This window comes from Shinella sp. G-2 (assembly GCF_050172695.1).
Lineage (GTDB): Bacteria > Pseudomonadota > Alphaproteobacteria > Rhizobiales > Rhizobiaceae > Shinella.
On sequence record NZ_JBBEYH010000007.1, the window covers coordinates 68,540 to 91,625 of the forward strand.

22 protein-coding genes and 1 pseudogene are annotated in these 23,086 nt (G+C 62.4%); 12 read left to right on the forward strand and 11 right to left on the reverse strand.

Features of this window, described 5'->3' with window-relative positions:
• Positions 1-96: 96 nt before the first annotated feature.
• The 5 genes and pseudogenes from V8U06_RS13835 to V8U06_RS13855 all read right to left on the reverse strand — a co-directional run bounded on the left by V8U06_RS13835 (position 97) and on the right by V8U06_RS13855 (position 4,814).
• Positions 97-798, reverse strand: coding sequence for a winged helix-turn-helix domain-containing protein (locus V8U06_RS13835; protein ID WP_427141148.1), 702 nt, complete (start codon positions 796-798; stop codon positions 97-99).
• A gap of 112 nt (positions 799-910) precedes the next feature.
• Positions 911-1,919, reverse strand: a pseudogene (locus V8U06_RS13840) (extracellular solute-binding protein).
• 57 nt (positions 1,920-1,976) lie between these two features.
• The gene (locus V8U06_RS13845; RefSeq protein ID WP_427141293.1) at positions 1,977-2,687 is read right to left on the reverse strand and encodes an ABC transporter permease; all 711 of its coding nucleotides are present in this window, start codon (positions 2,685-2,687) and stop codon (positions 1,977-1,979) included.
• Between the two features lie 151 nt (positions 2,688-2,838).
• Positions 2,839-3,723: an ABC transporter permease gene (locus V8U06_RS13850; RefSeq protein WP_427141149.1), complete on the reverse strand. Its 885-nt coding sequence runs from the start codon at positions 3,721-3,723 to the stop codon at positions 2,839-2,841.
• Positions 3,720-4,814 (reverse strand): ABC transporter ATP-binding protein, encoded by a 1,095-nt coding sequence (locus V8U06_RS13855; RefSeq protein WP_427141150.1) that lies wholly within the window; start codon positions 4,812-4,814, stop codon positions 3,720-3,722. Before V8U06_RS13855 ends, V8U06_RS13850 begins: the two co-directional genes overlap by 4 nt.
• A gap of 217 nt (positions 4,815-5,031) precedes the next feature.
• On the opposite strand from V8U06_RS13855, the gene V8U06_RS13860 reads away from it, so the two are divergent.
• From V8U06_RS13860 to V8U06_RS13880, 5 genes are all read left to right on the forward strand, one after another.
• Positions 5,032-5,718, forward strand: a complete 687-nt coding sequence (locus V8U06_RS13860; protein ID WP_427141151.1) for a GntR family transcriptional regulator — start codon at positions 5,032-5,034, stop codon at positions 5,716-5,718.
• A 99-nt stretch (positions 5,719-5,817) separates the two neighbouring features.
• Entirely contained in the window at positions 5,818-7,167 is a 1,350-nt protein-coding gene (locus V8U06_RS13865) for an aspartate aminotransferase family protein (RefSeq protein WP_427141152.1), read from the forward strand.
• A complete protein-coding gene (locus V8U06_RS13870) occupies positions 7,164-8,879 on the forward strand; it encodes an acetolactate synthase catalytic subunit (protein ID WP_427141153.1) in 1,716 nt (571 codons plus the stop codon). Before V8U06_RS13865 ends, V8U06_RS13870 begins: the two co-directional genes overlap by 4 nt.
• Positions 8,876-9,652 carry an SDR family NAD(P)-dependent oxidoreductase gene (locus tag V8U06_RS13875; RefSeq protein ID WP_427141154.1) on the forward strand — a complete coding sequence of 259 codons (777 nt, stop codon included), beginning with the start codon at positions 8,876-8,878 and terminating at the stop codon, positions 9,650-9,652. The genes V8U06_RS13870 and V8U06_RS13875 overlap by 4 nt, the downstream gene beginning before the upstream one ends.
• Before the next feature lie 13 nt (positions 9,653-9,665).
• A complete protein-coding gene (locus tag V8U06_RS13880; RefSeq protein WP_427141155.1) occupies positions 9,666-10,376 on the forward strand; it encodes a winged helix-turn-helix transcriptional regulator in 711 nt (236 codons plus the stop codon).
• On the opposite strand, the gene V8U06_RS13885 is transcribed toward V8U06_RS13880, so the two are convergent.
• Together V8U06_RS13885 and V8U06_RS13890 are read right to left on the reverse strand one after the other, a co-directional pair.
• Positions 10,357-10,686 (reverse strand): hypothetical protein, encoded by a 330-nt coding sequence (locus tag V8U06_RS13885; protein WP_427141156.1) that lies wholly within the window; start codon positions 10,684-10,686, stop codon positions 10,357-10,359. The genes V8U06_RS13880 and V8U06_RS13885 overlap by 20 nt on opposite strands.
• A gap of 101 nt (positions 10,687-10,787) precedes the next feature.
• Complete coding sequence (locus V8U06_RS13890; RefSeq protein WP_427141157.1) at positions 10,788-11,867, reverse strand: LacI family DNA-binding transcriptional regulator; 1,080 nt, start codon at positions 11,865-11,867, stop codon at positions 10,788-10,790.
• Between the two features lie 225 nt (positions 11,868-12,092).
• Between V8U06_RS13890 and V8U06_RS13895 the strand changes: the two genes are divergently transcribed.
• Genes V8U06_RS13895 through V8U06_RS13910 form a run of 4 tightly spaced genes read left to right on the forward strand, consistent with a single transcriptional unit; the run spans position 12,093 to position 16,701 of the window.
• Positions 12,093-12,929 carry an ABC transporter substrate-binding protein gene (locus tag V8U06_RS13895; RefSeq protein ID WP_427141158.1) on the forward strand — a complete coding sequence of 279 codons (837 nt, stop codon included), beginning with the start codon at positions 12,093-12,095 and terminating at the stop codon, positions 12,927-12,929.
• 60 nt (positions 12,930-12,989) lie between these two features.
• Complete coding sequence (locus V8U06_RS13900) at positions 12,990-14,498, forward strand: amino acid ABC transporter permease/ATP-binding protein (protein WP_427141159.1); 1,509 nt, start codon at positions 12,990-12,992, stop codon at positions 14,496-14,498.
• 20 nt (positions 14,499-14,518) lie between these two features.
• Positions 14,519-15,526, forward strand: a complete 1,008-nt coding sequence (locus V8U06_RS13905) for a Gfo/Idh/MocA family protein (RefSeq protein WP_427141160.1) — start codon at positions 14,519-14,521, stop codon at positions 15,524-15,526.
• A gap of 44 nt (positions 15,527-15,570) precedes the next feature.
• Positions 15,571-16,701: an NAD(P)/FAD-dependent oxidoreductase gene (locus V8U06_RS13910; protein ID WP_427141294.1), complete on the forward strand. Its 1,131-nt coding sequence runs from the start codon at positions 15,571-15,573 to the stop codon at positions 16,699-16,701.
• Positions 16,702-16,856: 155 nt separating this feature from the next.
• On the opposite strand, the gene V8U06_RS13915 is transcribed toward V8U06_RS13910, so the two are convergent.
• Positions 16,857-17,711 (reverse strand): LysR family transcriptional regulator, encoded by an 855-nt coding sequence (locus tag V8U06_RS13915; protein ID WP_427141161.1) that lies wholly within the window; start codon positions 17,709-17,711, stop codon positions 16,857-16,859.
• A gap of 88 nt (positions 17,712-17,799) precedes the next feature.
• Here V8U06_RS13915 and V8U06_RS13920 point away from each other — a divergent pair, with 88 nt between their 5' ends.
• Positions 17,800-18,201 carry a tautomerase family protein gene (locus V8U06_RS13920; protein ID WP_427141162.1) on the forward strand — a complete coding sequence of 134 codons (402 nt, stop codon included), beginning with the start codon at positions 17,800-17,802 and terminating at the stop codon, positions 18,199-18,201.
• A 39-nt stretch (positions 18,202-18,240) separates the two neighbouring features.
• Complete coding sequence (locus V8U06_RS13925; RefSeq protein ID WP_427141163.1) at positions 18,241-19,134, forward strand: DMT family transporter; 894 nt, start codon at positions 18,241-18,243, stop codon at positions 19,132-19,134.
• Positions 19,135-19,451: 317 nt separating this feature from the next.
• Here the strand turns inward: V8U06_RS13925 and V8U06_RS13930 are convergent, their stop codons facing one another.
• From V8U06_RS13930 to V8U06_RS13940, 3 genes are all read right to left on the reverse strand, one after another.
• Positions 19,452-20,108 carry a ZinT family metal-binding protein gene (locus V8U06_RS13930; RefSeq protein ID WP_427141164.1) on the reverse strand — a complete coding sequence of 219 codons (657 nt, stop codon included), beginning with the start codon at positions 20,106-20,108 and terminating at the stop codon, positions 19,452-19,454.
• Between the two features lie 323 nt (positions 20,109-20,431).
• Positions 20,432-21,388: a purine-nucleoside phosphorylase gene (locus tag V8U06_RS13935; RefSeq protein ID WP_427141165.1), complete on the reverse strand. Its 957-nt coding sequence runs from the start codon at positions 21,386-21,388 to the stop codon at positions 20,432-20,434.
• Positions 21,389-21,992: 604 nt separating this feature from the next.
• Complete coding sequence (locus V8U06_RS13940; protein ID WP_427141166.1) at positions 21,993-22,256, reverse strand: helix-turn-helix domain-containing protein; 264 nt, start codon at positions 22,254-22,256, stop codon at positions 21,993-21,995.
• Positions 22,257-22,309: 53 nt separating this feature from the next.
• Here V8U06_RS13940 and V8U06_RS13945 point away from each other — a divergent pair, with 53 nt between their 5' ends.
• Positions 22,310-22,813, forward strand: a complete 504-nt coding sequence (locus tag V8U06_RS13945) for a hypothetical protein (RefSeq protein WP_427141167.1) — start codon at positions 22,310-22,312, stop codon at positions 22,811-22,813.
• Positions 22,814-23,086: the final 273 nt, after the last annotated feature.

The following is a 23,086-nucleotide window of genomic DNA, read 5'->3' on the forward strand; positions in this document are numbered from 1 at the left end:
ATGCTTGTGCAATGGGAGATCGCCACGGGGAAGAGGCGAATGCGACGAACAAATCTGAAAGAAAAGAATAAGAAAATCCGAACCGATAGATAGTACTTATTGCTCGCTAAAATTTGCAATAAATCCGTTGGAGCGGACGGTCTGAATTAACTTCTTTCCGGTTACGGTATATATCGCCTTTCGTAATTTAGAGACGTGCACATCAACTGTCTTGTCGTCTACAAACCGTCCCGGCGGCCAGGCCGCTTCGACGAGATCGCGGCGACTTAACACCTGCCCGGGAGAGGCGAGCATGCGCTGCAGGATCCTGAATTCGGTCGGGCTGAGGCAGGTCCTGCCATGCGCGCCCTCGAGGATGCGCGTTGATCCGTCGATGAGAAGCGCGCCACTATGCTCGCTCTGGTTTTTCGCGTGCCGGGCCGGCGCGCGCTGATCGCGGCGCGCGATGATCCCTCTCACCCCCGACAAGATGAGCTCGGGGGACAGCGGCCGCAAGATGCATTCATCGACGCCAGCCTTCAGGAACTTCAAGTAGTGCCTCTCGTTTTGGGCGCGAATGAAGGCCATCATCGGGATCGCCGACGTCCGCTGACGCATGCGCGCCCGCCGGCAAAGCTCGAGCGCCCGTTCGATGTCGGTACTGTCGATGATCAGGGCCTTGGACGACGAAATCCGTGCTTCCAACTCCTCGATGCGTACGGCGATCGATATCGCCTGGAAGCCCCCGGCGACAAGAATATGCGTGAGGAAAAGCGAAAAATCAGCGTCTTCCGTCGCAACGAGTACGATTGGGCCCATGGTCGACTCCGCAGGTGTCCGAGATCTGTCACCTGCAGAGTCGGGATGCTTTGATGTGCTTGCCAATGTCTGGATGTCGTTTCGATGCTGGTGGAGGTTGACCGGGCTTCCGTTATCGCACCCAGTTGTTCCATTGCTCGAGAAGGGCCGGAGCGTTGGCATTGATCCATCCCGCGTCCGGCACCACGACATTCTCGGAGATCTCAGCCGTCGTCGGCATGGAGCGGCGCGCCTCTTCGGACATCAGCGCGATTGCTTCTGCGCTCGGTGGCGTGCAGGACAGGACATTGCAGGCCTTGGCCTGTGCCGCGGGATTGTCGAGCCAGTAAGCGATAAGCTTGCGCGCATTGTCCGGGTTCGGGGCACCCTTGATGACCGCGACACGGTCGCCGACGAGGAACGATGCCTTATAGGACCATTTGATCGGGAGGCCTTCGTTCGCCATCGCCTTCGCGCGCGTCAGCCAGATTTGACCGAGGTCGTAATCGGCATTGCGAAAGCCCTGGACGCTCTGATCGCCAGTCTTCCACCAAAGCGAGACCGAGTCCCTGATCTGGTCGAGCTTGCGAAACGCCCGATCGACATCGAGGGGAAACAGTTTGTCCTTTTCGACGCCGTCGGCAAGCAACGCTGCAGCGAGCACGCGCCAGGGATCGTCGAAGTTGGGGAATGCCCGCCCCCCGGGGAAGCGCGTCGTATCCCACATGTCCGCCCAGGTCTCCGGCGCCTGGGCGCCGAAGGCGTCCGATCGATAGGCCAGCAGGGTGGCCGTCGATTGGACAAGCGCCTCCCGCCTGACAGGCATTGGCCGGCAGATCCGTCCGCCCCTTGTAGCGCTGGCAGAAATCGGTGAGGTCTTCCGTGACCGCTTTATGCGCCTCGGACGCAGCCTGGATTTCCCCGTCGAGATAAAGATCCCAGGTCACGTTCCCCGATGCGACCATCGCTGAAGCTTTCGCTCGCAGCTCGGCGTTCGTTCCGGAGACGACGACGACTTCGATCCCGGTCTCCTGCGTAAAGGGATCGAACCAAGCTTCCTTCAGCGCCCGATCGTAGGCCCCGCCGGTCGACCCGATGATTACACGCTCCGCGGCCATCGCGCCGCCGGCCGCGATCAACATGGCCGATGCAAGGGCCGAGTGAATGGCGAGAATGAAGATGCTTCTATTCTGCATTGGTTACTCCTGTTTGGTTCCGGTTGAAGCTGAAGACGAAAGGAGATGAGCGATGCCGATCAGGCAAAGAGAGGCCGCGACCACCACCGTCGATGCCGCGGCGATGACGGGGGTCAGATTGAAGTCGATGTCCTCGAACATCTTGCGGCCGATGGACTTGCCGCCGATGTCCGAGATGAAGAAGGCGACGGTCGCCTCGTCGAAGGAGGCGAGGAACGCAAAGACCGCGCCGGCCGCGATCCCGGGAAGGATGTTGGGGAAGGTCACGTGGATGAAGGACTGCAGGCGCGTCGCGCCGCAATTGGCCGCCGCAAGCTCAAGCGCGGGATCGAGCCGCTGGAGGGACGCGGTGACCGTGATGACGACGAAGGGGACTGACAGGACAGTGTGGCCGATCAGGAATCCGGTGAGAGAGCCCGTCAGCTCCAAGGGTGCAAAGACGAGATAGAGCGCCACGCCGAGAACCACGTGGGGAACGATCATGGGCCCGATCGCCATGGCCTGGATCATCGCCTTGAAGGGCAATTCGCCACGAACGATCGCGAGGGCCGACATCGTTCCGATGATCGTCGACGCCAGCGACGTCCATATCGCGATCTTCAGGCTGAACAGGGTCGAGGCGATCCAGTCCGGATCCGAGAAAAACGCGCGATACCAGTCGAGGGTTAGCCCGGACGGCGGGAACGTCAGGTGCGAGGACGCATTCAGCGACATCGGAACGATGATCACGGTCGGCAGGATCAGAAAGAACAGCACCAGCCCCACGATGAGCGCGCAGAGCAAGGGCAGCGGACGCGGACGCCACGGCGGAGAGACGCGGGCCGGGCTCAGGGAGCGCTCCTGCGCTCGCCGATCGGTGGTTTGATCAATGGGCACTGCTGAATCCTTTGCTTTGAGCAAGAGCGCGCCGGAAGACCGCAACCAGGAGCAGGGTTACCGTCAGCAGCAGGGTGGAAAGGGCCGCGGCGAAGGGCCAGTCGAGAACGACGAGGGTCTGTTGGCCGATAAGCGTGGCCATCATCATCGAGCTGGGACCGCCGACGAGGGCAGGCGTAATGTAGAACCCCAGAGCCAGGACGAAGCAGAGCAGGGTGCCCGCGAAGACGCCAGGCAGGCTGAGCGGCAGGGTTATGAGGACAAACGCGCGGATCGGTGTCGCGCCAAGATTGGATGCCGCGCGCGTCAGATCGGCGGGCAGGCTCCTGAGAGTTGCCTGGATGGGCAGGATCGCAAAGGGAAGGAGCACATGGGTCATTGCGAGTATGACCGCGCCTTGCGTGTAGAGAAGACGTATGGGGCCGTCGCTGAGCCCAATGGCCTGCAGCAGGTCGTTGACGAGGCCATTGCGTTGCAGGAGCACCACCCACGCGTAGGACCGGATGAGGATAGAGGTCCAGAGCGGCACGAAGACGCAAGCGGTGACAAGGAGCGCCGCCTTGCGCCTGAGGCGGGCCATCGCGAGGGCGACGGGATATCCAAGAAGGAGGCAAAGGGCGGCGACGGTAGCCGATACCACGATGGTGTCGGTAAGGACCCCGATGTAGAGATCGCCCTTGACCAGACGGACATATGGCTCGGCGCCATTGGCGAAGCTAAGCTCAATGAGCCGGGCCACGGGATAAAAGAACCCAATTAACAGCAGCGCTATCAGCGGGCTGACGAGAACAAGGGATACGGCCGGCGGATAGGACTTCGCGGACTGTCCTCGCCGGAACTGCGCAACCCAGCTCAATGTTTTGCTCTGGTTCACGGACGCGCCTCGCTTTCCGCTGGAAATAGGCGAGCGTTCTGAGCGGCGAACTCGAGGGAAACCAGAGCGCCCTTTTCGGGGATCGCCTGCGAGAAGGGGACCTGGACCCGCACGACGGTGTCGCCCAGGGCGCTGATTCGCACGACCGCGGTGCGCGTGGCGCCGGCGAACACGACGGTATCGAGGACACCTTCAATGACCGAATTGCGGTCCCATCGCGTCTGCCGCAGTTCCAGATGCTCCGGACGGAGCGCAAGCTGGTAGAGCTGCCCCGGTGTTGGACGATCCGATGCCCGCCGGCTGACGGAGATCGGCGCCGACGATCCTCTGAGGACCACCACGGCGCTGTTCTCGTCGCAGGAAACGACCGTCACGGGCAAGAAATTGATCGACCCGACAAAGTCCGCGACGAAAGCGTTCCGCGGGTCCTGGTAAAGCTCGTCCGGGGCGCCGATCTGCTGAAGCGTGCCGTGATGCATCACCGCGACGCGGTTCGACATCGTGAGCGCTTCCTCCTGGTCGTGCGTGACATAGACGACGGTTGCGCCAAGCCGCTCCTGGATTCGCTTGATCTCAAGCTGCATCGCCTCGCGCAACTTCTTGTCCAGCGCACCGAGTGGCTCGTCCATGAGAATGACCGGCGGATTGAACACCAGTGCGCGTGCCACGGCCACGCGCTGCTGCTGCCCGCCGGACAGCTGGTGAGGATAACGATCTTCGAGGCCTTCCAGCTGGACCAGGTCAAGCATCTCTGCCACGCGTCGGCGTCCGTCCGGCGTCTTGGACACGCCGCGCATGCGCAAGGGGAATGCGATGTTTTCTCGCACCGTCATGTGCGGGAACAGGGCATATCGCTGAAACACCATGCCGATGTTGCGCAGGTGCGGCGCAGCCGAGGTGATGTCCTGGCTCGCAATCTGGATCGTCCCGGTGCTGGGATGTTCGAAGCCTGCAATCATCGTGAGCAACGACGTCTTGCCGGAACCGGACGGCCCCACAATGGAGACGAATTCGCCGGCGTGGATCTCGAGCGTCGTATTCCTGACGGCTTCCACAGCCCCATAGGCCTTCGAGATGCCCGATAGCGTCAAACTCTTTCCAATCAACTTGTCCCCCAATCGATGTGCTGAAAGCCCCGTGCGGCGACCGGCGACGCGCTTGCGTGCCGTCCGGCTGGCTGCGGGCGCTGGACATGTGACATCAGGTCCGCGACGCGGTAGTGTTGATGCGACATAACTTTGCAAAACCTTCACAATGCATTTTTTGTTGCAACAAAAATGGGCCGTGTCAACCATCTTGGGATGTAAAATGATTGATGATGAAACCGACGGCATGAAAAGCGCCGTGAATCCGCGCCTCGGCGAGGCTGCTTATGACGCGCTAAAGGATCGGATCAGCAGGGGTGTCTACAGGCCTGGCGATAAGCTGACCGTCCGCTCTGTCGCGGAGACCCTTGGTGTCAGTTCGACCCCGGCGCGCGATGCCATCAACAGGCTGACGGCCGAAAACGCTTTGGTCTATGCGGGCCCCAAGACGGTGATCATTCCCGTCCTGTCGGAGTTCGATCTGAGGGAGGTGACCGTCGTGCGAATAGCCCTTGAGGGGTTGGCGGCGGAGGAGGCTGCCAAAAACTGCGGCGCCTCAGACGTTGAGAGGCTTAAAGCCCTGCAAATCCAGATCAACGAGGGATTGGGGCGGCGCGATTACGCGTCCGTTCTCTGGCATAACAAGGAGTTTCATTTTCATGTCTATGGGCGCGCGGGCCTGCCTCGGCTTGTCGGCCTGATCGAGGCCCAGTGGCTGCGCGTGGGCCCCTCGTTCTACGGCCTCTATCCTGAATTCGCTGAGGAGCGGTACGGCGTGCGCAACCACGAAATGGTCATCGACGCGATCGAGGAGGGGGATGGCCGCGCCCTGCGCGCCGCCTTCGAGAGCGACATTCGCATCGGTTATCTGCGGCTGCGAAGCGCTGTGAGGGCGCGCACCTCCGCCTAGCGACGTTTTTTGTCGCATCGCATTGACACACGGCTATTTTGTTGCAACAAAAATACGAAGCTTTCACAAAGTCTCGTTTTTTGCAGCAAGGATAGCCAGATGCTCACAGAACCGGCCGACGACGAGGAGTTAGTGCACTCCCGGTCCGTCGATCTCTATCAGCGCGGACACGCCGTCTTTCCAGGCGGGGTGACGCGCGCAACGATCGACAAGGATCCTCATCCGATCTACGCAGCGCGCGGAGAAGGCGCTTATCTCGTCGATGTCGACGACGCGCGCCTCCTCGACCTCAACAACAACTTCACCACGCTTCTCCACGGGCACGGTTACGACCCGGTGATGGAAGCCGTCAGCGCGTTGCTGTCGACGGGAACCTGCTTCTCCAACCCGACGCGGCACGAGATTGCGCTCGCTGAACTCCTGACCTCAAGACTTCCGAGCGTCGATCGGATCCGATTTGTAAATACCGGCACCGAAGCCGTCATGTTCGCCATCAAGGCGGCGAGAGCCTTCACCGGCCGTTCCGCCATCGCCCGTTTCGCCGGCGCCTACCACGGCGCCTACGACTGGGCCGAGGCCGGCCAGAACGGTTTTGAAGCCGATGATGCGGGGCGCCGCAAGGCGCGCCTTGCCTATCAGGGCGCCCCCAGTGCGGTAGCGAGCGATGTTCTGGTGTTGGACTTCAATGATGCCGATGCGGTCGAGGATGCCTTGACGGCGAATGCCGACCGCCTCGCCGCAGTGCTCATCGACCCGATGCCCAGCCGGGCCGGGCTCATCGCGCCAACACAGGACTTCATCGACCGCCTCACGACCGTGGCCGGACGGCACGGCATCCTTATCATTGCGGACGAAGTGCTCAATTTGCGGCAGAGCTTTGCCGGGGCTTCTGCCCGCTACGGCCTGAAGCCTGATCTCCTCGTCGCCGGCAAGATCATTGGCGGCGGATTCCCGATCGGCGCGGTCGGGGGCCGTGCGAATGTCATGGCGGTCTTCGGTGGCGACCGACGGTCCCCATTGGTGTCGCAGGGGGGCACCTTCTCGGCAAACCCCGTGTCCATGGTGGCGGGCCGCGTCGCCATGGAGGCGGCGACGCCGGAAATGTTCGATCGGCTGGAGCAACAGGGAGACCGCCTTCGCGAGCAACTCGCACAAGTCATCCGCAAGCACCGCGCCCCGTTTTCGGTGACCGGGGCGGCCTCCCTGTTCCGCCTTCATCCCAAGCCTGAGCCGCCCCGCTCCTGGGCGGCGGCGGTTCAAACGCCCGGCGAGGTGGCCACAATGCGCAGTCTCAGCCGGTTCCTGCGAGACGAAGGTGTTTTGCTGCCGCATGATGCGGCGGCTTGCCTCTCGTCCCCCATGACCGATGCGGACCTCGACCTGATGGCCGCAGCGTTCGACAAATTTCTCGCAAACCATCGTTTTGCAAGCCAGGAGGCTCAGCTTTGACCACCACGAACATCAACGAAACCGTCGCCGAATGCATCGCCAGGGCCCTGAAGCGTCACGGCGTCGATACCCTCTTCGCGCAAAGCCTTCCGTCTGCGGTCGTGCTTGCTGCTGAAGCCATCGGAATTCGCCAGATCGCCTACCGGCAGGAAAACATGGGTGGCGCCATGGCGGACGGCTACGCGCGAATCTCCGGCAGGGTCGGCGTGGTCGCGGCGCAGAACGGGCCGGCGGCGACGCTGCTGGTCGCGCCCCTGGCCGAGGCCCTGAAGGCAAGCATACCCCTCGTGGCTCTCGTGCAGGACGTCGAACGGGTCCAGACGGACAAGAATGCGTTTCAGGATTTCGACCAGGTCGCGCTGTTCCAATCCTGCACGAAATGGGTCCGCAGGGTTCAGGTCGAAGCGCGTGTCGAAGACTATATCGATGCCGCGTTCACCGCGGCCACATCCGGGCGCCCAGGTCCTGTCGCTCTCCTTCTGCCCGCGGACCTGCTGCGCGCCGAAATTCGGCATCCCGAGTGCCGCCGAACCGCAAACCTCGGCGTCTGGCCGCTCGATCGCGCCCGCCCGTGCGATGAGGCCCTGGGGCAGGCTGCCCAATGGATCGTCGAGGCCGAGCGTCCCATCCTCATCGCGGGCGGCGGTGTACATGCCGCCGGCGCGGCTGCCGCGCTCTCGCGTCTACAAGAGCTCGCAAGCCTTCCGGTGTGCACGACGAATATGGGCAAGGGCGCCGTCGACGAGCATCATCCCCTCTCCGCAGGCGTGCTCGGCGCATTGACGGGGCCGCGGTCACTGGGCGCCTTCACGCGCACGTTCGTTGAAACGGCGGACCTGGTCGTCTTGGTAGGGACACGGACCAACCAGAACGGCACCGATAGCTGGCGTCAGATCTCCCCGACCGCGCGCATCATCCATATCGATGTGGATCCGTGCGAGATCGGCCGCACCTATGAGGCCCTCCGCCTCGTCGGCGATGCGGCGATCACGATCGAGGCGCTTGCCGATGCGATCGCGCCGATGGACCTCGACAAGAGAAGGGCACGGCGTGGCGAGCTTGAACGTGAGATCGCCAGATGCTGGTCTTCGTTCGAGGAGGCGCGCAGAAGCGTCTATGAATCCGACAGTTCACCGATCCGGCCGGAACGGATCATGCGTGAGCTGCAGCCGTGGCTGGACCAGGGGCTCACGATGGTCGCGGACGCGAGCTATTCGTCCATGTGGGTGACCGGCCAGCTGCGCGCGCCGAAGGCGGGGGCGCGGTTCATTACGCCGCGGGGACTTGCGGGCCTCGGCTGGGGCCTCCCGCTGGCTGTCGGTGCGAAGCTTGCTCGCCCGGGGAGCCCTGTCGTGGCGCTCGTGGGAGACGGCGGGTTCGCGCACAGCTGGGCCGAGATGGAGACGATCGTCCGTCTTCACATCCCGGTGACGATCATCGTTCTCAACAACGGCATTCTCGGATTCCAGCGCGATGCCGAGACCGTCAAGTTCGGACGCTTCACCACGGCATGCCATTTTTCCCCGGTCGAGCACACCGCGATCGCGCAAGCGTGCGGGTGCGATGCGGCCTATGTGAGCGATCCAAGCCAGCTGGCGACCGTGCTTGAACGCGCGATCGGATCAAATCGGCCTAACCTTATCGAGGTGGTGACCGACCCTGACGCGCATCCGCCGCTTTCCCTTTTTGCTGCAATGGACGAGGCCGCGTGATCGAGAGCCAACAAGCACCTGTCGCGATCGTGACGGGCGGAAGCACCGGTATCGGGCTTTCGACCGTCACGGCCCTCTTGGCCGCGGGTTACAAGGTCGCCTTCTTCAGCCAGAACGCGCCGCATATCCAACAGGCCGAGGACACGTTGCGAACAACGGCTGACGGCTCAGCGATCCTGACCGCATGCGTCGATGTCAGATCCAAGCCCGCGGTGGACGCGTTTTTCGCCTTGGTCGACGCGCGCTGGGGGCGGATCGACGCTTTGGTCTGCAACGCCGGCATTTCTCCAAAAGGCGTCCATGGCGCCGTGCCGTTTGAAGACGTCGACGCCGCGCAGTGGCATGACGTTCTCAGCGTCAACCTCACGGGGGCGGTCTGGTGTTGCCAGGCCGCCCTGAAACGCATGAAGCCAAGCGGTCACGGCCGCATCGTCCTCATCGGATCGGTGGCCGGAAGGACAATTCCCAAGATTGCGGGCGCGCCTTACGTGGCCTCGAAAGCGGCGCTCGCGGGGCTTGCAAGGTCGATGATCGCCACATGCAACGGGTCTGCGATCACCGTCAACATCGTCGCGCCGGGCCGGATCGCCACGGACATGGCGGGCGACCCTACAAGCACCACGAACCTCGAGGCGCTAAGACGGATCCCCGTTGGGCGCCTGGGGACCGGTGCGGACGTCGCCGCCCTCATACGGTTTCTGCTTTCCGACGAAGCCGGCTTCATCAACGGCGCGATTATCGATGTGAACGGAGGGGAGTTCGCGCCCCTTTGACGGAGTGTGTGTCATGACCCAAAAGGTGCTCGCCCGATTTGACGACGCGCAGCTCTTCCTCTTCGTTCGACACCTCTTCGCGGTCGAAGGATTTGAGGTCGTGCTCGCCGCCGACAATGATGCCGGCGTTCGGCCGACAGACGCGGACTATCTTGCCGTTGTCATAGACGCTGCGAACCTCGCCTTGCCCGAAAGCCTCATCGAGATCCGCCGCGCGTGCCCTCGGGCGGCGCTTGTCGTCCTGTCCAAAGACAACCAGGGCTTTGACAATATTCTCGGCTGCGACGACCTGCTCCTGACGCGCCCGTTCGATCCGTCAAAGCTTGTCCGGTTCCTGCGCAGACTGAGATATCGCGGCACCACAACGGGATCGTCGTCGGGGTTCGACGGCGCGTTCTCGTTTGCGGATCTCGAAATGAACCTGGCGCGAATGCAGGTTCTCCGGTCCGGGGTGGAAGTGCCGCTGACGCCGCTTCAGTTCAAGCTGTTGCGGCATATGTTGGAACGTCCCGCCGAAGCCTGCAGCCGGGACGAGTTCATCGAACATTGCTGGCCGGAAAACGCCGAGGTGGAGCCGCGCACCGTCGATATTCATCTCGGCCATATCAGGCGGACTTTGAAACGGTTCGGGCCAGATCTCATACGAACCGTCCGCGGGGCGGGCTACGCGCTTCGCGCGCCGGGGGACACCCAGGATGACGAGGTCAGGTCTTCAGACGGTTGAAGACCTCGCCCCACAGCGCGACTTGTTTCTCATCCCCCTCCAGCCACGCGTCCAGCCCGCAATAGGCGACGGCGGTCGGCGCTTCGCGCCCAAACATCTCGATCGCTCCGGCCGTCATTCTGGACGCCTCGGAACGAGCCTCCACGGCCTCCACTGGACCACTGTTTCTCAGATCCCGAAGCTTGATATCGCGCGACACATCGATCTCCAACGCGTCCGGCGATGGATTGACATGGGCTTGAGGGCCGGACGTTGTCGCACATGTGACCTTCGAAAGATCGAGGCCGTGCCGTCCCTGGCGATATGTCATGGAGTTTTAGCGTGGTTGGCAGGCAGCCGCAAGGCAAGGGTGGGGCAGGGGGGCGGAGGACATGCGGGCCGTCCGAAACAGCGCAATCCGACATCACGACCTTACAGTTCTCCTTGAAGGGGTACGCCTGTGGAGGCGCGTTCCACGATTTCGGTTTTGAGCACCACCTTGCGGGCGTCCTGGATTGCACCGTTTAACCGCTCGACCAGCAATTTGGCCACCGTCTCACCGAGACCATAGACGGGTTGACGTACCACGGTCACTGGGGGCGTCGTCACCGACGTCCAGTCTGCGTCGTGGAACGACACCAGCGACAGGTCGTGCGGCACGCCCAGTCCAAGCTCCCGGCACACCTTGAACACGTCAAGGCCGATCACGCTGTCGGACGCGATAACGGCCGTCGGCCGCTGGCCCGATTGCAGCATTGCAGTGACGATCCGATGCGTGTGCTCCGGCGTGATGGCGCCGACATGGACCCATTGCTCCATGCCTGTGAGGCCAGCATCCCGGCAGGCGCCGAGAAACCCTTCGATCCGTCGCCGCACGGATCCGGTGTTGATGTCTTTTGCCGTGCGGAAGCGGTGATCGGGCGTGTCGCACGCCGTAAGATAAGCAATCTTGCGATGACCGAGCGAGATGAGCCGGCGGGTGACGGCCTCAGCCGCGTGTCGATCGTCGGCGATGACAGTGTCGACCTCAAGCTCGTCGCTTCCCCGATCCAGCAGCGCAAGCGGGAGGCCGGAGCGGGAGGCCTCGCGCAAATGCTCGACATCGCTCTCCTTGGCCGGCGAGACGATCAGGCCGTCAACGCGTTTTGCCAGCAAGGTTCGGATCGCCGCCTTCTCAGCCGCGACATCTTCGCCCGAATTGATGAGGATGACGGTAAAGCCTGCCTGGCGCGCCACATCGGTGATCCCGCGCACGGCCAGGCTGAAGAACGGGTTTTCGATATCGCCGACCACGACGCCGATCGTGCCCGAGCGGCCAGTCGTCATGCTGCGGGCCAGTTCATTCGGTCGGTAGTCGAGCGCGCGCGCCGCGGCGGTCACGGCCTCGCGCACCCGATCGCTGACCGTTCCATAGCCGCCGAGCACGCGGGCGGCGGTCGCCTTTGAGACGCCCGCCATGTGCGCGACATCGGCCACGGTGACTGAGGTGTTTCGAGGCGGGCTTTGATCCATGAGCGCTAGCCTTACAAGAGATGTTGACGACTGGCAAATGCGAAGATAACAATTGTCAAAAGCCAATGAGACCGGTCTCTTTTTATTTGAGACCGGTCTCAATCATAAGAAGCGGTCAATCAAGCTAGCGAAGCGCACGGCCGGACGCGTGGTTCATACCGCCGTCAGGATGGGATTCCGTGTGCCTTGAAAACGGTGCAGACACCACCAGAGGAGACGAACCAAATGCAATTTTCCAGATCTCTGATTTCCCCTTTCGCCCGGTTGCGGGCCGGCGCTATCGCGATGGCGTTTGGCGTGCTGGCAGGCGCCATGACGCCGGCGCTCGCTGAGGACAATCCGCTTGGCCTCATCGATCCCGGCGTCATCAGCGTCGGGACGATGGGCGATGCCAAGCCCTATGCCTTCACGACCGCCGACGGCAGCTTTACCGGCTTCGACATCGAGCTTTTCCTGAACATCGCGGAGCGTCTGGGTTACAAGAAGGAGCAGGTGATCTTTACCGGGCAGGAATTCTCCGCGCTAATGCCGTCGGTCGCCAACAGCCGCTTCGACGTCGCCGCCGCTGCGATCGGCACGACGGAAAAGCGCAAGGAGACCGTCGACTTCTCCGACGGCTATCTCGCTGGATTTCTGACGGTGCTGACGTCCGATGCCAGTATCACCGATCCCGCCGGCCTCAAGGGCAAGCGCCTCGGCGTCGTGCAGGGAACGCTCCAGGAAATCTATGCCGAGAAGAACTTCGCCGGGGCGGATCTCGTCAAATTCCCCGACAACAACTCCGCCGTCTCCGCACTCAACAATGGCACGGTCGATGCGCATTTCCTCGATTACGAGGCCGCCAAGGACTACGCGGCGCGCTATCCCGAGCTGAAGGTCGGCGTCAACATCCCGAGCTTCGACGCGCCCGCCGGTTTCGTCGTTCGCAAAGGCAATGACGCCTTACGCGAAGCGCTGAACAAGGGCCTCAAGGCCGCCATGCAGGACGGCACCTGGAAGACCCTGCACGAAAAATGGTTCCCGGGCACCCCGATGCCGGATGCATATCTTCCCAAGCAGTGATGCCGCCTTGCCGGTCCGGCCTCTCGGTGCGGACCGGTCTTTCTCTCAAGGGACCTCCCGATGAACTGGCTTGAAAACCTGCGCCGCAGCTTCCTCGACTGGAACGCGATGGCAGAAGTGCTGCCGACCATGATCACGGTCGGGCTGAAGAACACGCTTATCCTTGCCGCCGCCTCGACGGTGCTCGGCGTCGTCATCGGCATGGTGCTCGCCATCATGGGCATTTCCAGGTCACCCTGGCTGCGCATTCCGGCGCGGCTCTACACGGATATCTTTCGCGGCCTGCCGGCGATCGTCACCATCCTGCTGATTGGCCAGGGCTTTGCGCGCATCGGGCGCGAACTGTTCGGTCCGTCGCCTTACCCGCTCGGCATCCTCGCGCTCAGCCTGATCGCCGGCGCTTATATAGGCGAGATCTTCCGCTCGGGCATCCAGAGCGTCGATCGCGGCCAGATGGAGGCCTGCCGCGCGTTGTCCATGAGCTACGGCCAGGGCATGCGGCTCATCGTCGTGCCGCAGGGCGTGCGCCGTGTGCTCCCGGCGCTCGTCAACCAGTTCATCGGCAACGTCAAGGATTCGAGCCTCGTCTATTTCCTCGGCCTGCTCGCGTCCGAGCGCGAAATCTTCCGCGTCGGGCAGGACCAGGCCGTCGTCACAGGCAATCTCTCGCCCCTTCTTCTGGCGGGTGTCTTCTATCTCGTCGTCACCGTGCCGCTCACCCATGTGGTCAACGCCATCGACAACCGCCTGCGCATCGGCAAGCAGCGCCCGGCAATCATCACCAGCGGCTTGGAGGAAGTCAGCGAACTCGACGGCGCCGGCCGCGCCTCCGGCACCGCGTTCAAGGGCGGCAGCCTCGATGTGCGCAATCTGGGCATGGCCTATGGCGAGCTCGATGTCCTCAAGGGCGTCGACCTCTCGGTCAAACCCGGCAGCGTGACCTGCATCATCGGCCCCTCGGGCTCCGGCAAGTCCACATTGCTGCGCGGGCTGAACCGCCTCGTCGAACCGAAGAGCGGCGACATCCTGATCGATGGTGAGAGCATCCTCGCCATGAAACCGGAGACGCTCCGCCGGCGGGTCGGCATGGTGTTCCAGCATTTCAATCTCTTTCCCGACCACACAGCGCTGGAAAACGTCATGCTCTCGCTGACGAAGATCAAAGGCCTTTCCAAAGCGGAGGCCGAGCGCATCGCCAAGGCGCGGCTTGCCGATGTCGGCCTCGCCAGCCGCCAGCATCACCGTCCTGGCGGTTTGTCGGGCGGCCAGCAGCAACGTGTCGCCATTGCGCGAGCCCTCGCCATGGAGCCGGAAGTCATCCTCTTCGACGAGGTAACGAGCGCGCTCGACCCCGAACTGGTCAAGGGCGTGCTCAACCTGATGGCCGATCTCGGCAAGCGCGGCATGACCATGGTCGTCGTCACGCACGAAATGGGCTTTGCCCGCCGGGTCGCCGACCAAGTCGTCTTCATGGACGAAGGGCGCGTGGTGGAAGCCGGCACGCCCGAGGCGATATTCGACAATCCACAAAGCCCGCGTCTGCAGCGCTTCCTCGCGGAAGTGCTCTGAGCCGGGCTAGGAGGAACCCAATGACACGAAGAATACGATGGGGGGTGCTCGGCTGCGCTGGTATTGCCGCCAAAGCAGTGATCCCCGCCATCCAGTCCAGCCGCTTGGGCCGTGTAACCGCCATCGCCTCGCGCGATGCGGATCGGGCAGCGCAGATGGCCGCCCGTTTCGGCATCGACCGGGCTTATGGCAGTTATGAGGACTTGCTGGCCGATCCGCAAATCGATGCGATCTACAATCCGCTGCCCAATCACCTGCATGTCCCGATGACACTCCGGGCGCTGGCGCATGGCAAGCCGGTACTGTGCGAAAAGCCGATCGCCCTCGACGCCGCCCAGGCGAGAGAACTCCTCGCTGCGCAGGAGGCGGCTGGCGTACCCGTCGCCGAAGCCTTCATGGTGCGCCATCATCCCCAGTGGACGAAGGCGCGTGCGCTGATCGCTGAGGGCCGGCTCGGGAAGGTGCGGGCCATCCAGACGATTTTCGCCTACTATCTCGACGACCCCGCGAACGTGCGCAACCAGGCAGATATCGGTGGCGGCGGCCTTTTCGACGTCGGCTGCTATGCGGTCAATACCGCGCGCTTTCTGTTCGACGCCGAACCGCTGCGGGCAATCGCCCTGATGGAGCGGGATCCGGTCTTCCGCACGGATCGCCTGACGAGCGGGTTGCTCGCGTTTTCGCAAGGACGGCAGCTTGCCTTCACCTGCTCGACACAGCTGGCGCTCACCCAGAAGATTACGGTGCTCGGGACCCGCGGGCGCCTGGAAATACCGACCCCCTTCAACGCGCCCACCGATCAGACAACGGTGCTGGTGCTCGACGACGGCCGCGATCTTGCCAGCGGAGGCCGCGAGGAAATCTTGATCGAACCGGCCGACCAGTACCGCGAGCAGGCCGATGCCTTTGCGCAAGCCGTTCTCTCCGGCACGCCGCTTGTTGCAGGCCTGGAGGATGCGATCGCCAACATGAAGGCGATTGACGCGCTTTTCCGCTCCGCCGTGAGCGGTCGCTGGGAAGAGCCTTGATCTCCCTCACCATCCGCATGCCCAACCGATCGAAAGACACCATCATGACCGACACTACCATTTCCTCTGCCGTCATCATTGGCGCCGGCATCTTTGGCGTTTCCACCGGCGTCCAGCTTGCGCGACGCGGTGTCCGCGTGACCATTGTCAATGACGGCCCGCCGGCGAACGGCGCTTCCGGCCGCTCGCTGTCCTGGCTGAACTCGGCGCGGATGCGCTCGGAGCCCTATCATCGGCTGCGTATGGCGGGTATCGACCGTTACCGCACGCTCGCTGCACAACACCCGGGCGCCGACTGGCTCCGTTTCGAAGGTGGTCTCACCTGGGATGCGGATGACGACCGCAACGAGATCGACGCGGCCTATCGCCACGAAGTCTCGCTTGCCTATGATGCGCAAAGAGTGTCGCCGGCCGAAGCCGCCGGCATTACCCCTGGGCTCGACGCCCGGGCGATCACGCCACAGGGGGCAATCTTCAATCCCGGCGAAGGCTGGGTGGACCTGCCAACCTTGATCGACGTGCTTCTCAAGGAGTTTTCCGCGCGCGGCGGTGTGCTGGTAACCGAGCGGGGAGCCGCTCAGGTCATCATCGAAGCCGGCCGGGCGGTCGGCGCGGAAACGGCGGACGGCACGCGTTTCCTGGCCGACGCCGTTGTGTTGGCCACGGGCCCCGCCGTGCCGAGGATGGCGGCGGAGAACGGGCAAACCATCGCCGACGGTACTCCGGTCGCCCTCCTCGTGCAGACAAAGCCGCTTGCCCACCCCCTGCGCGCCGTCTTGAACACGCCGCGTGTTGCCGTTCGCCCGGCGCCCGGCGGCAGCTTCTCGATCGACGCGGACTGGGCTGCCGACGAGGGCGTGAAGCCGCGTCCAGACGGCGGATACGATATCGACCAGCGCGTCGTTGCGGCCCTCTTGGATGAGGCGGCAAAGGTCATGGAGGGTAATCCGAAGCTGGAGGTGGCAACGATTGGTGTCGGCGGCAAGCCGATCCCCGGCGACGGCGAGCCGGTGATCGGTGCCCTTCGAGACATTCCCGGCTATTACGTGGCCTTCAGCCACAGCGGCGCGACGCTTGGACTCATCGTCGGCGAGTTGCTCGCCTACGAGGTGGCGACAGGTGCCGAGCACCCCATGTTGGCGACGTTCCGCCCGGAGCGGTTTACCGAGCGCTGAGTCAGCCTCGGCGCGCTTCGAAAACACGAACCCGCCGTCACGCGGCGGGACTTCGACCCAGTCGGGGCCCTATGCGTTGCCGTCCTGGCATTGGTGGGCGCAAGGCCGAGGGATCACGTCCTTTCCGGACGAACGTCGCCGGAGGTGAGACACGTTCACTCTTCAGCCTGAACGGCCGCGCCCGATACGGCTGCGGCCAGCGCCCTTATCGCGGCGGCATGAGCCGGTGTGCGTGCCCGGGAAAAAAGGACGATTTCTGAAGCCGGCAACGGCGGCAGACCGAACTCTGCGCCGCGGTCGGGCAGACCACGGGCGCAGATATCTCCCATGGGGGCGACGCCGGCCTCCGCAAGAAGTCCTTCGTGAAGCGCCGCACAGCTGCCAGCGCTGAAGGCGTCGCGCCACGCCACACCGGCCCTTTGAAGCTCTGCCACGGCAATTTCTCGAACCCCGCATCCGGATCCGAGGGAAACCAGCGGGACGGCGCTGTTCGAGCGCGGCCGCCAACCGGGAGCCGCGCGCCATCCGAGCCTGTCCGAGCGCAGGATCTCGCCGTCGGAACCACCGCCGTTCCGCCGGATAATCGCGGCGTCCGCACGCCCAGATGCGAATACATCCTTCACATCGAGCGAGAAGCCGACGCTCACGTCGATCATCGCATTGTTGGGAAGCGACAAGCGAATTGCCTTTATGGCTGCCGAGAGGCGTTCGCCGATTGCGTGGTCGCTGGCAGCGAGTGAGAAATGCACGGGTGTTTCGTCGCCGAAGGTCAGCGCTTCCTCGTGCTTGGCGAGCAGTTCTCGCGCCTTCGGCAGAAAGACCTTGCCGTCTTCCGTCAGCCGCAGGTGTCGCGGCGTGCGGTCTATCAGCCGCCTGCCGATGCGATGTTCCAGCGTCTTCAGCTTCTGGCTCACCACCGGCTGCACGGTTCCTGCCGCCTCGGCGGCCTTCGTCAGGCTGCCGAGCTCAACGGAGAGAATGAACAGACGCACGCTTTCGAGGTCAATCATAAGAAATCACTATGGATGGAATATTTATGGACATCTTCTCATTATGATCGAGCGCGCGCAAGGTCCTCGGGCAACAAGGAGATGACCCATGCCCATGATCAAAGCCCGCTACACGAAGCCCCAGGACGGACGCGACCCCAAGCGCGACGTTGCAGCAATGCTGTCGCGTGTAACCGCCGAAATCCTCCATAAGGATCCCGCTGTCACCGCGGTTCTCGTCGAGAGCGCCGAACCCGATGACTGGATCATTGCCGGCTCGAGCGTCGGCGACCTGAAGCTCGGAACGTTCTATGTCGAGGTCTCGATCACCGAGCACACGAACCTCAAGGACGAGACGACCGTGTGGGTCCGGCGCGTCTATGACGAGATGAATGCGCTGGTCGGTCCAGTGCATGAGGCGAGCTACGTCCTGGTCCATGCGGTCGATGGCGATGCCTACGGCTATGGCGGTCTGACACAGAATCTGCGATGGGCGCGCAAGCACGGATAAACGTACGGCCAAAAAGGCCGGGGAAAAGGCGAGGGTGACATGCCGACCTACGAACTGGCAGCCGTTGGCGCCGCGACCTGTTGGGCGCTCACGGGACTTCTGTCTGCGAGACCGGCCGGTCATCTCGGAGCCTTGGCCTTCAACAGGACGCGGCAGCTCTTTGTCGCCTGCCTCCTCGGCCTCTACGTTCTTGCGTCGGGCACATGGCGGGAACTGCAGCCCGACGTGCTGTGGCCTCTCCTCCTGTCCGGCTTCATCGGCATCTTTGTCGGCGACACGCTTCTCTTTACCTGCCTGAACCGGCTGGGGCCGCGCCGCTCGGGAATTCTGTTCGCCCTCAACGCTCCTATGGCCGCGCTTCTCGGCTGGCTGGTGCTTGGTGAAGAGCTGTCCGGTGGTGCTGTCGTTGGCATAGCCCTGACCCTCTGCGGCGTGCTGCTCGCGATCCTCTTCGGCAAACGCAAGGCGCAACTGCACGAATGGGAAACCGTGAAAGGAACGCTCTGGATTGGCGTGCTCGTCGGCGTTCTAGCCGCGCTCAGCCAGGCGGTTGGCTCCCTGATCGCAAGGCCCGTCATGGCGATTGGGGTCGATCCCGTTGCTGCGTCGATGCTGCGCGTTGCGGTCGCCGCCCTCTGCCTGACGGCACTTACCCAGTTGCCGATCGAGGCGGTTCGGCCAAAAGGTCCGCTGACCACAGGCGTTTTTGTCCAAACGGCCTTGACGGGGATCATCGCTCTGGCCTTCGGTATGACGCTCCTTCTGTTTGCGCTTTCAGGCGGCAAGGTCGGCATCGTTTCGACGCTCTCTGCGACCACACCTGTAATCATCCTGCCGATGCTCTGGCTGAAGACCCGTGAAGCACCCGCACCCGGTGCGTGGGCTGGCGCTGCACTTGTCGTGGCCGGAATGGCGCTGATCTTTTGGAAATAGGCTGCGGGTTTATATTCGACTGTCTCGCTCGTCTCGTAGCGCGTCAATGGAGCCCCTGCCGGGAGATCAGGCCATACGTGTGATTCCTGGAAGCAGTCAGGCCTGCTATTCGAGTGGTGATGTCAGGGCGAAACCTCCTGCCGGAGAGCGCGCTTGCCGGTTTCGCTTTCAAGCCGCGTAGAAAATCAAGGGCACTTGGCAGCAGGGACTCTAAGCATCGAGCAGAGCGAAGAGAATAGACACCCGCACCCAGAAACCTCCCGGCAAACGCCATTTTGTCTCGACAGGTAGGGGCGGGCATCCACGCTGTGCGATAGCTAGTGCGCCAGCATTTCGTCGACGATTTGTTTTCCGCTAAGGTCGGCAGGATAATAGGTCGGCCAGTTGGTCACCTCGTTGAGCAGCGCTGAACGATCGTTTCCCCAATAGAGATGGTAATGGTCCGCCCTGGTCGGCGCGATGATATGGTCACTGAACTGGATGAAGTCAGGTGCCGAGCTGTCCCCTTCAATTTTCTGGAATATGAAGCGGACGCCGCGATTGCCCTTCTTATAGGTCAGGATTTCGTGACCATCGCTCTCGTAGTGTCCGCTCACGGATTGCTTGCCGCGGTAGAAGGTCACCCGTTTGCCCTCGATCACGATGCGATCGACATCGGTCTTATAGCCAACGTCATAATAGGCGCGGTACTCGGCTGCCGTTTTCTCTCCCTGTTTTGCCTTTTCCGTCATGACCTGGTCGAGGGTTCCGTCGACGAGATACGGATAGACGGACTGCCAGTCACCCTCCCAATCGGAAAGAAGTCGCGGCTTCACGTCGCTGTCCTTGAAATAGCCTTTGTAGACCGCGCCTGTTTCACCGTGCGTATGAGTGTGCTTATGTGCCGAGGACGCGTGAGCGCCTTGCATACCGATGGCGCCGAGTGCCGCTAGAATCGTCAGCACCTTACCGACGGTTTTGATCGTTCTGTCCATGGGTCTTGCCTTTGTCCTGATACCGCATCTATGTCTTAATGTAATAACATTACATAGCGCGTCATAGCCGGTCAGACGTGTGGATGCAAGGGTCACAGACGAATGTCTGCGGCACCCTCGCAGTTTGGTTTCGGCAGGTTTTTGCTTTGCCGTGCATGTTGCGCCCGCAAATCACGCACCTGACTACGCTGCTCCGCGCGCGCGGTGTGGATTGGTTGCCGGGCCATATACGGGACGCGCGTGCTTGATAGGACAAGGTAGCTGACCAGAAAATGGCGCAGAAACGAGAACGCTCCTGCGCCAGTCAGCCTAGGGATTGCCGTCTATTCAGTCAGCCCCGCCTGATAGCGGCCCCAATTGGCGACGATGTCCTGGGCGAGAGCATTGCCGACCAGGAAGGCATTCTGGGTGGCAGGACCGAAGCCGCCGGACTTCGCCGTCAACGACTCCGCCGTGTTTTGGCCCTCGTGCGGTCGGTCGAAGTTCGATGCGGTGCGAAGGACTGCGATCCGGTTGAAATCAAGCCGTCCGGCCTCCGCGGCGCGGCTGAGCGCGGCCAGGGTGGCATTGTCCTCCATCTGGCTCGTGCAATAGTCCGCCTTTCCATCCGTGAGGAGCTTTGCATGCGCGGCCAGTTCGGTCGCAACGCCCGCACCGTGCCAATAGGTATCGGCCGAGACGGTCGTGCAACTCGTCACCGCCGGCTTGGCCTTGGCGACAGGCTGCGAATAGAGTGTGCGATAGGCGGCGGCGGTCTCGCCGTCGGCGAGCGCAACATTGCGGCTTGCGGCAAGTGCTGCATCCAGCAAGGCCTTGTTCATTTCATAGACCTCCGTTCCGGCGCCCCAGACCTGCTTTTCGCCCGGTGCCTTCGCACCGAGTTCGACGACGGTCGATGTCCATCCGGCGGGAACCTCGGACGCAGCCATGCGGTGGAAAAGGCCGCCGTCGACGACATAGTCGGCCCAAGCCGCCGAGCCTAGAGTACCCTTGGAAGGGTCGATCCCGGCAATGCCCGCGACGATGAAATAGGTCTTCGACAGATCGAACTTGTCCGATAGCGCAACAGCGGCAGTGGACGCGGCCGCATTGGCAAAGCCCATCGTGGTTGTCATGACACAGAGGTCGTCATTGCAGGCAACGTCGGGCGCACTCTTGGCAAGCCCTGGCACAGTGATGTGCTTGGGCAGTTTCAAGTTGTCGAGCCACGGCTTGGTTTCCTCACTGAACATGGTGATCACCAGGACCTTGGGGGCAATGACCTCGGCATGGGCGATCATCGGAAACGCGAATGCCATCGTCAACAATGCAAGTTTGTTCATCTGTCCACCTTCTCATGGTCGTTGCTGCGCCTGTCCCGTAGCCATGGAGTGGCACCTCAAGCGCAAGCTGAGGAAAAGGCTAGGAACAACCTCGGTCCTTGGCAAGATTTGATTGCAGGGAACGTGCGCTCGCTTCCACCCCACGTCGGGAGCGCCTGGTCAACCAAAAGCTCAACCCCGAACATAAAGTTCCATAAGCTATCTTACCTGATTTTCGGGGTGTAATGGGTACATTCTATTTCCAAGTGCGACATGCCAATAAAAACAGAGGCTTCTGAGGTTGAGACCCGCGTCGGGCCGGTGCGGCATAACAATGGAAATGGCGCGCCTACGTGTCGAGCGACTGTGTCCAACCTGGCTTTTAGCGGGGCGGTGAGTGCTGGCGGTGGCGGTGCCAAGGTCCTCAATACGGTCCAGCAGTCGTCGGTCGGAAAGACCATTTATCTGGTCCATGTCGAACGCGATCTTCCGCTAGTCTACGGGCGATAAAAATGAAAATAAAATATAGTTTATAGCGTGCGCTGTTGCATCACCGTGCCGGCGAGATGCTTCGAGACTAAATTCAGGCTTTGGAAGCGTTAGCGTCCATCATCAGGTCCTTCAGCGGAACCTTCAGATTGAGGCTGATCCGCGTGATGACTTGCAGGGACGGGTTCGCAGTCGCGTTGAGGATCGCGAAATAAAACGGGGTTGTGATCTCGCAAAGGCGCGCCATCTCAATTTTTGTGAGTTGGCGTTTCTCCCGCTCGCGCTCCATGACCATCGCCATGTTTCGCAGGATCATCATCCCGAGGTCAGTGTCCGGTTTCTTGCGCTTGCTCGTCATGGGCGAATAAACTATAATTTACGAATTGGAATGCTTGTGAGAGAAAGTTGCCCATGTCCGCCAAAGCCCTGCCCGTCATCGTCGGACTGCTTCTGACGGCCGCGGCGCATCCGTTCCCGGCTTCCGCAAGCCAGTGGGGTTGCGAAGTCCTGTTGTGCGCTGCGTCCTCCAATCCGTCCTGGAGGAGCGTTGCCGCCTGTCATCCGCCCATGAACCGGCTGATCTCCGCAATGAAGAAACCGGGATTCGGTTGGCCGACCTGCCCGGAAGGAGGCACGGGAGCGCCAGGCTACGAGAGGTATGCCGAATGCCCGACGGGATACAAGGTCGCAAGCAGCAGGGAGCGCGAGGATGACACCAGAAGCGGCGATCTGTGTGTGAAGACGGTCAATGTTTGCCGGGAAAACAAGCACGGCCTCTACACCTCTGAGCGGCAGCGAGGCTGCATACAAAAGATCTTCATGTCCCGATCCCTCAGGTCGCGGCCTTACTATTTCGACATCAAGAATGACACTTCAGGCCAGATCGAGCGGCATTGGTTCACTCTCAACAGATAGACCGTTTTCCTCGGTTAAGAAAGGTCCTTGCTGCTCCCGGGCACGCCCGGATACTGGCGCCGAACGGGCCTCCCTCTATTGAGCGACACCGGCTGGTCACGTCGGCCGCGCTCGATGCGACCACGAAGCCGGTCTGGTGAACGCCGCTTGGTCAGCCGGGTGCTGCACGCCCGGCGCTGAGGCCCGTCATCGGGCCGCACTTTCCTCTCCGCCCCATGACATCGCCGGCCGTTCGGCTCAAGGGGCAGGCGCGGCATGGCCGCTTGTCGGGCC

Excerpts from the sequence above, each read along its gene's own strand:
- V8U06_RS13835 (WP_427141148.1), bottom strand. The coding sequence starts at position 798 with ATGGGCCCAATCGTACTCGTTGCGACGGAAGACGCTGATTTTTCGCTT.
- V8U06_RS13845 (WP_427141293.1), bottom strand. The coding sequence starts at position 2,687 with ATGTCGCTGAATGCGTCCTCGCACCTGACGTTCCCGCCGTCCGGGCTA.
- V8U06_RS13860 (WP_427141151.1), top strand. The coding sequence starts at position 5,032 with ATGATTGATGATGAAACCGACGGCATGAAAAGCGCCGTGAATCCGCGC.
- V8U06_RS13865 (WP_427141152.1), top strand. The coding sequence starts at position 5,818 with ATGCTCACAGAACCGGCCGACGACGAGGAGTTAGTGCACTCCCGGTCC.
- V8U06_RS13880 (WP_427141155.1), top strand. The coding sequence starts at position 9,666 with ATGACCCAAAAGGTGCTCGCCCGATTTGACGACGCGCAGCTCTTCCTC.
- V8U06_RS13885 (WP_427141156.1), bottom strand. The coding sequence starts at position 10,686 with ATGACATATCGCCAGGGACGGCACGGCCTCGATCTTTCGAAGGTCACA.
- V8U06_RS13890 (WP_427141157.1), bottom strand. The coding sequence starts at position 11,867 with ATGGATCAAAGCCCGCCTCGAAACACCTCAGTCACCGTGGCCGATGTC.
- V8U06_RS13895 (WP_427141158.1), top strand. The coding sequence starts at position 12,093 with ATGCAATTTTCCAGATCTCTGATTTCCCCTTTCGCCCGGTTGCGGGCC.
- V8U06_RS13900 (WP_427141159.1), top strand. The coding sequence starts at position 12,990 with ATGAACTGGCTTGAAAACCTGCGCCGCAGCTTCCTCGACTGGAACGCG.
- V8U06_RS13905 (WP_427141160.1), top strand. The coding sequence starts at position 14,519 with ATGACACGAAGAATACGATGGGGGGTGCTCGGCTGCGCTGGTATTGCC.
- V8U06_RS13910 (WP_427141294.1), top strand. The coding sequence starts at position 15,571 with ATGACCGACACTACCATTTCCTCTGCCGTCATCATTGGCGCCGGCATC.
- V8U06_RS13915 (WP_427141161.1), bottom strand. The coding sequence starts at position 17,711 with ATGATTGACCTCGAAAGCGTGCGTCTGTTCATTCTCTCCGTTGAGCTC.
- V8U06_RS13920 (WP_427141162.1), top strand. The coding sequence starts at position 17,800 with ATGCCCATGATCAAAGCCCGCTACACGAAGCCCCAGGACGGACGCGAC.
- V8U06_RS13925 (WP_427141163.1), top strand. The coding sequence starts at position 18,241 with ATGCCGACCTACGAACTGGCAGCCGTTGGCGCCGCGACCTGTTGGGCG.
- V8U06_RS13930 (WP_427141164.1), bottom strand. The coding sequence starts at position 20,108 with ATGGACAGAACGATCAAAACCGTCGGTAAGGTGCTGACGATTCTAGCG.
- V8U06_RS13935 (WP_427141165.1), bottom strand. The coding sequence starts at position 21,388 with ATGATCGCCCATGCCGAGGTCATTGCCCCCAAGGTCCTGGTGATCACC.
- V8U06_RS13940 (WP_427141166.1), bottom strand. The coding sequence starts at position 22,256 with ATGACGAGCAAGCGCAAGAAACCGGACACTGACCTCGGGATGATGATC.
- V8U06_RS13945 (WP_427141167.1), top strand. The coding sequence starts at position 22,310 with ATGTCCGCCAAAGCCCTGCCCGTCATCGTCGGACTGCTTCTGACGGCC.